The organism is Microbacterium sp. A84, from assembly GCF_051842815.1.
GTDB lineage: Bacteria > Actinomycetota > Actinomycetes > Actinomycetales > Microbacteriaceae > Microbacterium.
On record NZ_JBPXMS010000001.1, the window covers coordinates 2,026,602 to 2,039,335 of the forward strand.

A 12,734-nucleotide genomic window follows, 5' to 3' on the forward strand; every position below is an offset into this window, starting at 1 on the left:
CACGTGTGTCACGGAATCCGAGGGAAACGGTGACACACGCGAAGTCTCGCGGGAGGGTTTAGGACGCGGGGGTCAGTGCCGTCAGGATCTGGACGATGCCCGGCTGAGTCGGGTCGGCCGAGGCGTACTGATCGCTCTCGGTCGGCCATCCGACGTAGTTGCGGGTGTTGTACTGACCCAGCAGAGGGTGTGAGCCGAGCGGGATCGCCGGTACGTTCTCAGCGAAAGCCGTCTCCATCACCGTCAGGGCGGCTGCACGATCCTCATCGGAGGAGGCGTTGGCGTATGTGTTCAGTGCCGCGGTGACCTCCGGGTCGTCAAAGCGACCGAAGTTGAACTGCGCCTTGCCGTCGACGATCCACTTGGGGTCCATCGTTGAGGTGTAGAGACCGTAGGCATTGCCAGTGTCCTCAAGCCAGTGGATGATCGCCTGGAACGTACCCTCCTGGCGGGCAGCATCCCACCCGCCCCAGTCGGGCTGGTCGATCTTGACTTCGATGCCAAGCCCTTCGTCAAGCTCTTCCGCGATGAGTGCCTGCTCGGTGTTCCAGTCGCTCCACCCGGCAGGGACCGAGATCGAGAAGGACACTGCCTCGCCGTCGGGGTCGATCAGGTCTTCGTCCTTCCAGGTGTAGCCGGCATCCGTGAGGATCTGCTTCGCCTTGTCGATGTCGACGGAGTAGTCAGCGCCCTGGTACTCGGGAATGATCTCGTCTTCGAGCAGGGATCCGAGTCCCGTCGCGTTCCAGATGACCTCGCTCGCGCCCTCACGGGCGATGTCGACGTAGGCCTGACGATCGATCGTCCACGCCAGAGCCTCGCGAAGTGCCGGATCGTTGAACGGCTTGGTCTGCAGGTTGAAGAACAGCGTTCCGGCACCGGCCGTCGATGAGATGAGGTAGTGGTTGTCCTCGTCGACGGACAGATAGCTTGCTTCGATCTGCGGGATGAAGGCCTGTGCCCAGTCTGCTTCGCCGGATGCGAGCGCGGTCGTGAGTGCAGCGTTGTCGCCGTAGGAGACGTAGTGCAGTTCGGGGACCGCGAGCTCGCCACCCCAGTAGTCCTCGTTCGCGGTGAGGGTGACCGACTCCGTAGTCCAGCTCGATAGCGCGTAGGGCCCGGTGCCGACGGCGAGCCCGTCTGCAGTGAGCGGGTCGGTGTTGGGGTCTTCGATGTTCTCCCAGATGTGCTTGGGGACGATCGGTGTGTGCAGCACGCGTGCCTGGGCGGTGTACTTCGAGTCGGCGAACTTCAAGGTGATGGCATCGCCGTCGACGGTCGCGCCCTCGTAGTGCAGGCCCTGGGAGTCGGCGAGCTTGCCGCTGAGGAACTGGTCGAAGGTGAACACGATGTCATCGCCGGTAAAGGGCGTGCCATCGCTCCAGTTGACGCCGCTGCGGGGCACGACGGTGACCTCGGTGTAGTCGTCGTTCCATTCGACCGATTCGGCCAGCCACGGGGTGGTGGCGAGGTCGCCAGTCGGGTTGACGAGGGCGAGGGGCTCGAAGATCACCTTCGCGTAGCCGTACTTCGAGGCGGAGGAGTCGCCGAGGTAGGGGTTGTGCGATTCGGTGGTGATCGCGCCATCGGGCTTGGCGATGGTGAGCGCCGCACCGCTGGGGCCGTTCGAATTGGAGCCGTCGGACGACGGCGAGGAGCAGCCGGCGAGGACGCCAGTGCTGAGGGCGGCGATCGCGCCGATGGCGATCAGAGATCTGCTGAGCTTCATTGCTTCTCCTTGGACACGGTCTTTGTGCAGGGGCTTTACTTACTCACGGGAAAGTAAACTTTAGTGAGATTACCTACAAGTCAGTAAGCTTTGCAAGTCACCATTACCAGACCGTTACACTCGCCCCAGGAGGATGCCGTGGCCACCGACCCAAAAGAGACGACGCGAACGCGCCCCGCCACGCTCGAGAAGCGCACCGAGATCCTGAAAGCCGCGATCGACATCTTCGGCAACAAGGGCTCAACGAACGGCACCCTCTCCGACGTCGCGGAGCAGGTCGGGCTGACGCACGCCGGCGTGCTCCATCACTTCGGTTCGAAACAGAACCTGCTGCTCGAGGTGCTCGCCTTCCGCGACCAGGACGATGTCGCCGAACTGCTCGAAAAGCACATCCCCGGCGGGGCCGAGCTGTTTTTGCACCTGGTTCGCACAGCTTTCACCAACGCCCAGCGGCCTGGCATCGTGCAGGCGTACACGGTGCTGTCCGCTGAGTCGGTGACCGACGACCACGCGGCGCGCAGCTTCTTCGAGGAGCGCTACACGACTCTCCGCCATGAGGTCTCGACTGCGTTTCACGCGCTGTGCGTCCAGCAGGGCGTGGCAGAACCAGACACTGTGTCCGCGGCATCCGCCGCCATCCTCGCGGTGATGGACGGACTGCAACTGCAGTGGCTGCTGCATCCTGACATCGTCGAACTCGGCGAAGCGAGCGAGTTCGCGATCCGTGCGATCGTGAACGGCGTTCTCCGCCCGGGGCCGGAGTTGGAAAGTTACGTTCGCGCAGCGTCCTGAGATGAGGACACCACAGCCCCTCCCGCAGATAGAGTCGAGGCCATGAGCATCGACCTTGAGGCGCTGTACATCGATCTGCACCAGCATCCGGAACTGTCGTTCCAGGAGACACGCACCGCGGGCATCGCCGCCCAGCATCTGCGCGATCTCGGACTCGAGGTCGAAGAAGGTGTCGGCATCACCGGGGTCGTCGCTCTGCTGCGCAACGGCGATGGTCCCGTGGTCTGGGCACGCGCAGACATGGATGCTCTCCCCGTCGAGGAGCAGACCGGGCTGGCCTACGCGAGCACCGCGACCGGCATAGATCCCGCCGGGCACACCGTGCCCGTGATGCACGCATGCGGCCACGACATGCACGTGACCGCAATGGTCGGCGCCGTCGAAAAGCTCGTCGCCGAGCGCGGCGAATGGTCAGGGACACTGGTCGTGCTCATCCAACCGGCCGAGGAGTATGGTGCGGGCGCGCGGGCGATGCTGGATGCCGGAATCCTCGACCGCTACCCGAAGCCCGACATTGTGCTCGGCCAGCACGTCACTCCGTTCCCGGCCGGAATCATCGGCGTGCGCAGCGGCACGCAGATGGCGGCATCCGATGGCCTCACCGTGACCCTGCATGGCCGCGGCGGGCACGGCTCCCGTCCGCACACCACCATCGACCCGATCGTGATGGCGGCGGCCACCGTCATGCGGCTGCAGACGATCGCATCCCGCGAGATCGATCCCAAGGACGTGGCGGTCGTCACCGTCGGCTCGATCCACGCCGGGCTCAAGAACAACATCATCCCGACCGAGGCGACGCTCGAGCTGAGCCTGCGCTACCCCAACGACGAAATGCGCAAGAAGGTGCTCGCGAGCGTCGAGCGCATCGTCCGCGCAGAGGCTGCGGCATCCGGCGCTGAGCGCGAGCCCGAAATCCGCACCGATCACACTCTCCCGGCGACGATCAACGACGAGGACGCGACCTCACGAGTGGTCACCGCGCTGACTCACGTGCTCGGCGAAGGATCCGTGATCGATCCGGGCATGTTCACCGGCAGTGAAGACGTGTCCTGGTTCGCTCGGGATGCCGGCGCACCGCTGGTGTTCTGGTTCTGGGGCGGGCTTGATCCGGCAACGTACGCCGCCGCAGTGGCCGGTGGCACCGTCGACAGCGACATTCCGACGAACCACTCGCCGTTCTTCGCGCCGGAGATCCACCCGACCATCGAGATCGGCGTGACAGCGATGTCCACGGCCGTGCGGGAGTTCTTGGCCTGAGGCACCGTCGAAAGAGTAGACCAGGGCCGCTTGCCTGGCTGCTGCACACCGATCGCCTCGAAGGAGATGCGATGACCGACCCCGAGATCCGTACGCAGACGCTCGAGTACCACCCGGCGGAAAGCGACGCTAGAAAGGTGTTCGCACGGTCGGGGCTCGAGTACCTCCGAGCGATGGCCACTGGTGCGGTGGCGTATCCGCCAATCGGCAGCCACATCGGCCTGCGCGTCGTGAGCGTCGAAAACGGCGACATCGTGATGACCGCCGAGCCTAACGAGTCGCACTACAACCCGCTTGGCTCCGTCCAAGGCGGTTTCTTCGCCACCATCCTCGACGCGGCGTGCGGTTGCGCCGCCCACTCGACGCTGCCGGCTGGTGTCGGGTACACGAGCCTCGATCTCAAGGTCTCGTTTCTGCGGCCAGTGACCGCCGATACCGGCACGGTCACCGCGCACGGCTGGGTAACGAAGGGCGGCCGGAACGCGGCATTCACCGAGGCTGACCTCCGCGACGCGGCTGGACTGATCCTGGCCACCGCGTCGAGCACCTGCCTCATCGTGCGCCTCGACGTTCCGCAGACCTGAGCGACGGCCGTGCGAGAGTGCTTGGGCTGTGCCGTCGGCTAAAGAGATGCCGAGAACACACAAACCGTCCTTCCTGCTAGTCCGGAGGGACGGTTTGTGTGTTCTCGATCGACGAAGGCCGCTACACCTTCACGACGCGGGGCGGGGGCGGATCCAGTTGCCGCCTGGGCACGCCGTGCGCCTCTCGGTGCAGGCGTTCCATGCGGCTGTCGAGCTCGCTCGCCGCATCCGCGGCGTCCGCCAGGCTCTCCACGAGATGCGAAGGCACCTGGTTCGAGAACTTGTAATAGATCTTGTGCTCCAGGCTCGCCCAGAAATCCATCGCAATCGTGCGGAACTGCACCTCGACGGGAACCATCAGTGGCCCGGTCGACAGGAACACCGGCACTTCGATGATCACGTGCAGGCTCTTGTAGCCGTTGGCCTTGGGCTCTTTGATGTAGTCCTTCACCGCGCGCACTGTGATGTCATCCTGCTCGGTCAGCAGATCGAACAACTGGTAGACGTCGGCGACGAAGCTGCACGTCACGCGAACACCGGCGATGTCGGTGATCTCCTTGCGGATACGTGCGAAGTCCGGCTCTTCGATCCCCTTTCGGGCGACCTTCTCCACGATGCTGTCGGGCGTCTTGAGCCTGCTCTTCACATGCTCGATCGGGTTGTAGGCGTGATCGTGCAGGAACTCATCTCGCAGGATCGAGATCTTCGTCTCGACCTCGCGCATCCCGAACTCGTACTCGCGCAGGAAGCGCTGGAACTCGTCTCGGAGTTCGCGGGCCTGATGGATGTCGTCTTCGCTGACCTGAAGAGTCGTCATGAGACCGACGTTACGCGGCCGTGTTCAGAACACGCTGTGCGTTTCGCTGCGAGCGGATGCCGTGCATCAGCTGAGAGCGCAGCGACTCTGGATCGTCAGCCGCAGTAGGCCATCCGAATTGCCACGCAGGCTTCCCTGCTGGATCGCGTTTGTCTCATCGCCGTAGAGGAGGTTCGTGCCGGCCGCGCGATCCCGGGTGAACCCGTCCTCAACCCAGGCGCTGAGGATAGCCTCTTCGCTCGCCACGTTGTCGCCGGTGCGGATCTCGATCCTGACGGCCGCAGCACTGCCGCCGGTCTCGCACGCGACGAAGTCGATCACGATGGCATCCGCCCCGGAGACCGGCTCGGCGTCCGCGAAGACAACCGGACCAGTGGCGGCCTCGAGGCTGCGATCGAGCCGATCGCGCACGGCGGCCTCGATGTCGGTCGTCGTGACAGTCGGCGCAGAAGGAGCGAGTATCTCGAGATCCCCCGGCACCGGTTCCTCGGCATACGCGAGACCTGCCTCGATCTCCTGCCCCAACCCGACCGTGGCGCCGAGAGCGAGGATGCCGACGCTCAGCCACAGCCCACCGGCGAACACGAGTGGCGCGACCCAGCGCCGCAGCATCCCGCCGATCGTCGTAATCAGTGCGAGGCACGCGAGGGGTGCGAGCAGAGTCAGCGCGAATGTCCGCGTCTCGCGGTAGCCGTCCACCTGCGCAAGCCACATCTGCGGTGTCAGATCGTCCGGATCCCAGGGCGTAGCGAACACCAGTGCGCCGAACACGATGAGAAGCGGAATGGCGCAGACGACCCATCCGCCGATGAGCGTCAAGGTAGCGACCGCCGAATGGGGTGCGTATTCCCAGGTCGATTCGGTTGGCGCCATGCGTCGACGCTAGACAGGAAACCTGCGAGAGCGCCGACCGGAAGCTCACGCCGAGGGTGCGAGCGCCAGGTTGTCAGCGCCTGGCCGCCACCAACGCCGCCTCGGTGCGGGTGGCGACACCCAGCTTTCGCAGGATCGCAGACACGTGCACGCTCGCAGTCTTCGCGCTGATGAAGAGCCGCTCTCCGATCTGCCTGTTGCTGAGGCCCTCGCCCACCAGTGCGAGCACCTGGCGCTCACGGGTCGTGAGTTCGAGCTCGTCGGTCATACGCTCGCTGGCAGTGATTCCGCTCGCCAGCCCGAACGCTGCGACGCTCTCCCGAAGTGGCACGTGTCCAATTGCCGTTGCCGCTTTCGACGCATCTGCCAGCACAGCCTGAGCGCCGCTTCTGTCACCCGTCGCGACGAGCATCCGCGCCAGTTCGAGACGGGTGACGCCGCGCATTGTCGCCGGGATGTCGTGCTTCTCGGAGACGTCGATCGCCGCACGCAGCGCGTCGATCGACGGGTCGAGCATCGCGTCGAGGATCGTCGCCCAGTCGTCAGAGCGCACGGTGTCAGGCAGTTCTGACCAGAGGCGGCGTATCGCCGGGTGCTCGTACATGGTGCTGACTCCTCCTCGGCGCTTCGTTTTGATGCGCTGAGTCAACATTCCGCTCTAAGGCACCCGCCTGACATCGGGCAGATGCCCTATTTCCGCGCGGGCGGATGCCTCAGACCGCGGCCATCGCCGCGGCGATGAGCACCTCAGCGGCCCCACGCGCCTGGGCCGCAACCCTCGGATCCGAGGAGATCGCAGCCGTGCTCTGCGCACCTTCAGCGAGGATCGACAACTGCGCGGCAAGTGCATCAGGAGCGCCGATCTCGGCGACGAGTCCGGCCATGTACTGCTGGAACGACGCTTTGTGTTCGCGGACGATCTGAGCGATCTCGGGCGTCGTGCCGCCGAGTTCGCCGAACGCGTTGATGAACGCGCATCCGCGGAAGTCGTCGGTGCAGAACCAGCCCTCCAGAAAGTCGTACACGGCCAGCAAGCGCGCGCGTGGATCGTCGCCAGCGACCGCCACGGCGCCGGTCAGCAAACTCTCCCACTCCTCATGCTTGCGCGCGAGGACGGCGATGATGATGTCGTTCTTCGACGGAAACAGCGTGTAGACGCGCTTCAGCGAGACGCCCGCGGCGGTGCGCAGCTCGTCCATGCCGACAGCCGCGTATCCCTTGGCGTAGTAGAGCCCCTCTGCGGCGTCGAGGATGCGCTCGCGAGCTTCTTCCGAATTCATTTCTCCATCCTACTTGACACGAGAACGATCGTTCTCTATGTTTGGACTCATCACCGGAGAACGCTCGTTCTCTTCCGCAAGCGAAAGGCATGATCATGGGAAACATCACCGTAGGAACCGAGAACAGCACCGCCATCGAGCTCTACTACGAAGATCAGGGCTCCGGCCAGCCGGTCGTGCTCATCCACGGCTACCCGCTCGACGGACACAGCTGGGAGCGCCAAACCCGCGAGCTGCTCGCAAACGGTTACCGCGTCATCACCTACGATCGCCGCGGCTTCGGCCAGTCATCCAAGGTTGACAGCGGATACGACTACGACACCTTCGCCGCAGATCTGAACACACTGCTCGAGACCCTGAACCTTCGCGACGTCATCCTCGTCGGCTTCTCGATGGGCACCGGAGAACTCGCCCGCTATGTTTCCCGCTACGGACACGAGCGCGTCGCGAAGCTCGCCTTCCTCGCCTCACTCGAGCCATTCCTCGTGCAGCGCGACGACAACCCAGAGGGCGTACCGCAGGACGTGTTCGACGGCATCGCCACTGCCGCCAAGGGTGACCGCTACGCCTGGTACACACAGTTCTTCCAGAACTTCTACAACCTCGACGAGAATCTCGGCACGCGCATCAGCCCGGAGGCGGTCACCGGCAGCTGGAACGTTGCGACCAGCAGCGCCCCCGTTGCCGCATACGCGGTCGTGCCTGCCTGGATCGAGGACTTCCGCGGCGATGTCGAGGCTGTTCGCGCGAGCGGCAAGCCCTCGCTGATCCTGCACGGCACCGGCGACAACATCCTGCCGATCGATGCCACCGCCCGACGTTTCCACAAGGCTTTCCCCGAAGCTGACTATGTCGAGGTCGAGGGCGCCCCGCACGGACTGCTGTGGACCCACGCGGACGAGGTCAACGCTGCGCTGGCTGCGTTCCTGGCCAAGTAAGGCCGCACATCGGCATCCCAAATCAGGAAGATGCCCCGAGATCAGGACGTTTCTGGATGAATCGTCCTGATCTCGGGCGTTGCTCCTGATTTCGGGTGGTTAGCTGACAGCCGCTACGGCGTCATCCGGTCCGTCCGCGCACCGCGCCCGACACCGTTCACAGTCAGCAGGGTGCCAGTATCGGTGAACTCCTGCAGGATCTCGTTCTGCTGCTCGGATCCTTCGCGATGGGTAAGCAGGCTCACCACCACCGCAACGATCATCGCGCAGATGAATGCCGGCAGCAGCTCGTACATCTCCGGCCACATGGCCTTCCAGATGAAGACACCAGCAGCACCGACGAACATGCCGGCCAGCGCACCCCAGTTGGTGAGTTTGCGCCAGAACAGGCTGAGCAGGATCAGCGGACCGAACGCCGCCCCGAAGCCGGCCCACGCGAACGAGACCAACCCGAGAATCGTGTCATTGGGCACGATCGCCAGCAGCCCGGCGATGATGGCGACGCCAAGCACGGTCATCCGCCCGAGCGTCATCAGCAACTTGGGCGAGGGCTCCTTCTTGACGATCTTGAAGAGGTCTTCCACGAGCGCGGAAGAGGCGACGATCAACTGGCTCGAGATCGTGCTCATAATCGCCGCGAGCACCGCAGCCAACACGAGACCGGCGACGAATGGGTGCAGCAGCGTCTGCGCCATCACCAGCACGACCGTCTCAGCGTTCGCGAGGTCGATGCCCTGGTGTGCCATATAGGCGATGCCGACGAAGCCGGAGAACACTGCGCCGGTCAGAGAGATGATCATCCAGCTCATGCCGATACGGCGTGCCGCCTTCGCCTCACCGGGGTTACGCAGCGCCATGAACCGCACGATGATGTGCGGCTGGCCGAAGTAGCCAAGGCCCCACGCGAGCGACGAGATGATAGCCAGAATCGTTCCACCGGTCAGAGCCGTTCCGCCAATGAGCGAGATGTGGTTCGGGGCGAGGTCTTCGACGTAGGTGGCCACTTCGCCGAAACCGCCGACGGCGATGATCGCAGCAATCGGAACGACGATCAGGGCGATCAGCATCATCAGCCCCTGCACGACGTCGGTGAACGAGGCTCCGAGGAATCCGCCGAACAGCGTGTACAGCAGCGTGATGCCAGCTACCAAGACCATGCCGAGCAGGTAGTCAGAGTTGAACGAGCTCTCGAAGAAGAAGCCCCCGGCGACCATGCCGCTGGAGATGTACAACGTGAAGAACACCAGGATCACGACGCCGGCGAGGATGCGCAGCAGCCGTGATGAGTCACGCAGCCGGTTCTCGAAGAAGCTCGGAATCGTGATCGAGTTGCGTGAGACCTGCGTGTAGGCGCGCAGGCGCGGCGCCACGAGCAGCCAGTTCAGATACGCGCCGATAGTGAGTCCGACGGCGATCCACGCCTCGATGAGTCCGGAGAGATAGATGGCTCCTGGCAGCCCCATCACGAGCCAGCCGGACATGTCGGATGCTCCGGCGCTGAGCGCCGCGACCCACGGGGGCAGGTTCCTGCCGCCGAGCATGTAGTCCTCGTGATCGGCCGTCTTGCGAAATGCAATGTAGCCGATGATGAGCATGGCCGCGAAATACAGCCCCAGTGCAATGAAGATGAACACTTGATCGGACATCGTCGTCCCTTCGTATTGATCGGTGCAGTCACTCGATCCTGGCAGGGCCAGACGCCGGGGGCCAGCCCTACCCGACGGTGACCGTCAACGCCTTGCTCGTGCTGACTCCGGCGGAGTTCACGAATTCCATGCGGTACGTGTACGTCCCCGCCGTCCGTCCAGTGACCGGCACCGAGACGCGCTGCGCGGCCGGGGTCTGCGAGGAAAGCGCCCCTTCGGTCAGCAGCTCGCCGTCCTCGAAGAGGCGGTAGCCGGTCGCGTTCGTTCCCCACCACATGTTGGCAGTGACCGTGTAGTTCCCGTCGCGATCCCGATTTTCGGCCGAGAGGACCGGCACCCCGGGTGCGGCATCCTTCACCGTGACGGTGACGGACTGCACAGCGGTCATGCCGCGCGAGTTCACGAGCTCTCCGGTGTAGACGTAGCTGCCATTCGCCTTGCCGCTCACGGCGATCTGTGCCGTCTGCGCTGCGGTGCCGCCGTACGTCAGCGGCACGGTCGCGATCTGCTCGCCGTTCTCGAACAGACGCAGCTTGGTGGCGTTCTGCCCCCACCACAGATTCATCGTCATGGTGAAGTCACCGTCGAGCAGCCCGGTGTCGTGTCCGTTGTCGTGCGACAACACCCCGCGGGCCGGCGCGGCCGGCGCGTCATCGAACAGTACGAGAGCGTCGAGGGCAGCGTTCAGCTCCTGAAGCGCACCCGCCACCGCCTCGTCATGCGGGTTCGCTGCGGCGAGCACGATGTCCGCACGCTCGATTGCGCCTTGTAATCCGGCCGTCGAATCAGCAACATACTGGGCCGGATCGATCGCAGCGGCGGCATCCCGCCTCGCACGCAACTGCGTGGTGTCGGCGCTAGGTTCCGGCATCTGCACGAGCTCGAAGTCGTCCATCGTGCCCCACGCGCCAGCGGGCAATGCGCCCGTCAGACTCAGCGTTGCGACGCCATCGGCACCGACGTGCACTGCCTCGGTGGTCGGAGTCGACCACGCACGCCATCCGTCGAGCGTGAAGACGACCGGTGTGCCTGTCTGCTCCGGTGTCGCCAGCGAAAGTGTGACGTTCCCGTCGCTACCCTCGCCGTCGCCCTGCAACACGGCGCGAGCGACATAAGCGCCCTCCGGCAGTCCCGTCACCGTCTGCGACAGCTCAAAGGAAAATGCGGATGCCGCGTAGAAGTGCGCCGAGTAGGACCCACCGTGCGGGTCATCCCAGGAACGCAGCGTCAGCCCAGCCCCGGTCACCGCCCACATGCTCGTGTCTGACTCCTCGAATCCGGGATTGAACAGAAAGTTGTGCGCGGCAACCATGATCGTGGCGGATGCCTCAAGACCAGCGCCCGTTCGCCCGACGACCGTGTAGCTGCCGACGCCCTCGATGTACTGCACGGCCTCCGGCCACGTCACGACCTGCTGCTCAGAGGTTCCATCGCTGTACTGCACAGTGACCTCACCGGGCAGCACCACGGTGTCACCCTCGGTGAGTTGCAGTGCGACCGGCTGCACCGACTCGACCTGTCGGGGAGCTGTGGCACCGGTGCGCACATAGGAGAAGATGTTCAGCGCGTCGGATGCTGTGCCATCGAATCCGAACAGTGCCTGGTTCTCCCATGCTGATCCACCGAACCACTGACCGGCGTCATCCGGTTCGTATTCGCCGGCAAAACTCGATGCCCACCCGGATCCGTCGCGCTCCCACAGCACGCGGTTCTGTTCGAGCTGTTCCGCAGTGCCGACGGGCAGCCATGCTGGCTCCCAGTAGAAGACACCGATACCGGCATCTCCGACGTCGGCCACTGCCTGCACGACCGCGCGTACGGCGTTCGCCTGGCCCTGCACGCTCACCGGGTACTGCGTCGCCTCCTCTGGCAGGTCGATCACGTTGCCGTGGCCATCACCGTCTTCAAGCGTGAACGCCCACGAGGTTTCGGCGACCATGACCTTCTTGTCATAGGTGTCGGCGATGTCCTTCAGTACTGCGGTGAGGTTCGTAGGTGTGCCGTGCCAGAACGGGTAATACGACGAAGCGAAGACGTCGTAGTCAACATCGCGCAGATCCAGCTGCGCGGCGACATTCGCGTAGAAGCCCGCCCGCTCTGGGTTGGTGAAGTGAAGGGCGACCAGGGCATCCGGGGCTTCGGCACGCACCGCGGCAGAGCCGGCGGAGAATACCTTCGACATGTCGTCCCAGCCGCGCACTCCGGCCACGCCGCTGTTCGTCTCGTTACCGATCTGCACCATCTGCACATCGACTCCTGCTGCGACCATCCGGCGCACGGCGTCGCTGGTGAAGACGCCGACCTGCGCAGCGACCTCGTCGGCGTTCAGCCCTTCCCACGCCTTCGGCACCTGCTGCTTGGCTGGGTCTGCCCAGAAGTCGGAGTAGTGGAAGTCGACGAGCACGCCGAGTCCGGCATCCGTCGCTCTCTGGGCGATCTCGATCGCGCGGTCGACGTCCACGTCACCGCCGCCGTAACCGTTCCCTGACGCATCGAAAGGGTCGTTCCATACCCGCACCCGCACGTCGGTGATATCCGCAGCGGCGAGGATCTCGAACAGGTCGCCCGGCGCACCGTCGGCGTCACGGAAGACAACGCCAGACGCTTCCAGCGACAGCACGGACGAGACGTCCACACCGCCGATGAAGTCGCTAGGCAGATTCTCGACCCGTGGCACGGTGATCGTGGCCTCGACCGGCTCGGAGGCAGCACCAGCGGTGACACCCGCCGCGGGTATCGCAATGCCGATCATGGCGAGTGCGGTGACAGTGGAGAGAGCTGCCGAAAGTAAGCGGCGTGTGCGACGGTGCATGACGAC

The 12,734-nt window shown here is 64.5% G+C and carries 11 protein-coding genes; 4 read left to right on the forward strand and 7 right to left on the reverse strand.

The features are described 5' to 3' along the window. Positions 1 to 58: 58 nt before the first annotated feature. The gene (locus tag ACSU04_RS09720) at positions 59 to 1,729 is read right to left on the reverse strand and encodes an ABC transporter substrate-binding protein (protein WP_439289273.1); all 1,671 of its coding nucleotides are present in this window, start codon (positions 1,727 to 1,729) and stop codon (positions 59 to 61) included. A 138-nt stretch (positions 1,730 to 1,867) separates the two neighbouring features. Between ACSU04_RS09720 and ACSU04_RS09725 the strand changes: the two genes are divergently transcribed. The 3 genes from ACSU04_RS09725 to ACSU04_RS09735 all read left to right on the forward strand — a co-directional run bounded on the left by ACSU04_RS09725 (position 1,868) and on the right by ACSU04_RS09735 (position 4,362). Then, a complete protein-coding gene (locus ACSU04_RS09725) occupies positions 1,868 to 2,521 on the forward strand; it encodes a TetR/AcrR family transcriptional regulator (RefSeq protein ID WP_439280102.1) in 654 nt (217 codons plus the stop codon). 42 nt (positions 2,522 to 2,563) lie between these two features. Then, positions 2,564 to 3,778 carry an amidohydrolase gene (locus ACSU04_RS09730; protein ID WP_439280101.1) on the forward strand — a complete coding sequence of 405 codons (1,215 nt, stop codon included), beginning with the start codon at positions 2,564 to 2,566 and terminating at the stop codon, positions 3,776 to 3,778. Between the two features lie 71 nt (positions 3,779 to 3,849). After that, the gene (locus tag ACSU04_RS09735) at positions 3,850 to 4,362 is read left to right on the forward strand and encodes a PaaI family thioesterase (protein WP_439280100.1); all 513 of its coding nucleotides are present in this window, start codon (positions 3,850 to 3,852) and stop codon (positions 4,360 to 4,362) included. A gap of 121 nt (positions 4,363 to 4,483) precedes the next feature. Here the strand turns inward: ACSU04_RS09735 and ACSU04_RS09740 are convergent, their stop codons facing one another. From ACSU04_RS09740 to ACSU04_RS09755, 4 genes are all read right to left on the reverse strand, one after another. Then, positions 4,484 to 5,179 (reverse strand): GTP pyrophosphokinase, encoded by a 696-nt coding sequence (locus tag ACSU04_RS09740; protein ID WP_439289274.1) that lies wholly within the window; start codon positions 5,177 to 5,179, stop codon positions 4,484 to 4,486. A gap of 66 nt (positions 5,180 to 5,245) precedes the next feature. After that, the gene (locus ACSU04_RS09745; RefSeq protein ID WP_439289275.1) at positions 5,246 to 6,052 is read right to left on the reverse strand and encodes a hypothetical protein; all 807 of its coding nucleotides are present in this window, start codon (positions 6,050 to 6,052) and stop codon (positions 5,246 to 5,248) included. Between the two features lie 73 nt (positions 6,053 to 6,125). Then, complete coding sequence (locus ACSU04_RS09750) at positions 6,126 to 6,656, reverse strand: response regulator transcription factor (RefSeq protein WP_439280097.1); 531 nt, start codon at positions 6,654 to 6,656, stop codon at positions 6,126 to 6,128. A 109-nt stretch (positions 6,657 to 6,765) separates the two neighbouring features. After that, positions 6,766 to 7,332, reverse strand: a complete 567-nt coding sequence (locus ACSU04_RS09755) for a TetR/AcrR family transcriptional regulator (RefSeq protein ID WP_439280096.1) — start codon at positions 7,330 to 7,332, stop codon at positions 6,766 to 6,768. 95 nt (positions 7,333 to 7,427) lie between these two features. Here ACSU04_RS09755 and ACSU04_RS09760 point away from each other — a divergent pair, with 95 nt between their 5' ends. Continuing rightward, a complete protein-coding gene (locus tag ACSU04_RS09760; protein WP_439289276.1) occupies positions 7,428 to 8,270 on the forward strand; it encodes an alpha/beta fold hydrolase in 843 nt (280 codons plus the stop codon). Positions 8,271 to 8,383: 113 nt separating this feature from the next. Here the strand turns inward: ACSU04_RS09760 and putP are convergent, their stop codons facing one another. Both putP and ACSU04_RS09770 read right to left on the reverse strand, forming a co-directional pair. Next, positions 8,384 to 9,916 carry a sodium/proline symporter PutP gene (gene putP, locus ACSU04_RS09765; protein ID WP_439280094.1) on the reverse strand — a complete coding sequence of 511 codons (1,533 nt, stop codon included), beginning with the start codon at positions 9,914 to 9,916 and terminating at the stop codon, positions 8,384 to 8,386. Positions 9,917 to 9,983: 67 nt separating this feature from the next. Further along, positions 9,984 to 12,728 (reverse strand): glycosyl hydrolase 53 family protein, encoded by a 2,745-nt coding sequence (locus ACSU04_RS09770; protein WP_439289277.1) that lies wholly within the window; start codon positions 12,726 to 12,728, stop codon positions 9,984 to 9,986. Positions 12,729 to 12,734 lie beyond the last annotated feature (6 nt).

What these genes read in the sequence shown, in the direction of transcription:
- ACSU04_RS09740 (WP_439289274.1), bottom strand. Translation starts at nt 5,179, where the DNA reads ATGACGACTCTTCAGGTCAGCGAAGACGACATCCATCAGGCCCGCGAA.
- ACSU04_RS09750 (WP_439280097.1), bottom strand. Translation starts at nt 6,656, where the DNA reads ATGTACGAGCACCCGGCGATACGCCGCCTCTGGTCAGAACTGCCTGAC.
- ACSU04_RS09720 (WP_439289273.1), bottom strand. Translation starts at nt 1,729, where the DNA reads ATGAAGCTCAGCAGATCTCTGATCGCCATCGGCGCGATCGCCGCCCTC.
- ACSU04_RS09760 (WP_439289276.1), top strand. Translation starts at nt 7,428, where the DNA reads ATGGGAAACATCACCGTAGGAACCGAGAACAGCACCGCCATCGAGCTC.
- ACSU04_RS09730 (WP_439280101.1), top strand. Translation starts at nt 2,564, where the DNA reads ATGAGCATCGACCTTGAGGCGCTGTACATCGATCTGCACCAGCATCCG.
- ACSU04_RS09735 (WP_439280100.1), top strand. Translation starts at nt 3,850, where the DNA reads ATGACCGACCCCGAGATCCGTACGCAGACGCTCGAGTACCACCCGGCG.
- putP (WP_439280094.1), bottom strand. Translation starts at nt 9,916, where the DNA reads ATGTCCGATCAAGTGTTCATCTTCATTGCACTGGGGCTGTATTTCGCG.
- ACSU04_RS09770 (WP_439289277.1), bottom strand. Translation starts at nt 12,728, where the DNA reads ATGCACCGTCGCACACGCCGCTTACTTTCGGCAGCTCTCTCCACTGTC.
- ACSU04_RS09755 (WP_439280096.1), bottom strand. Translation starts at nt 7,332, where the DNA reads ATGAATTCGGAAGAAGCTCGCGAGCGCATCCTCGACGCCGCAGAGGGG.
- ACSU04_RS09745 (WP_439289275.1), bottom strand. Translation starts at nt 6,052, where the DNA reads ATGGCGCCAACCGAATCGACCTGGGAATACGCACCCCATTCGGCGGTC.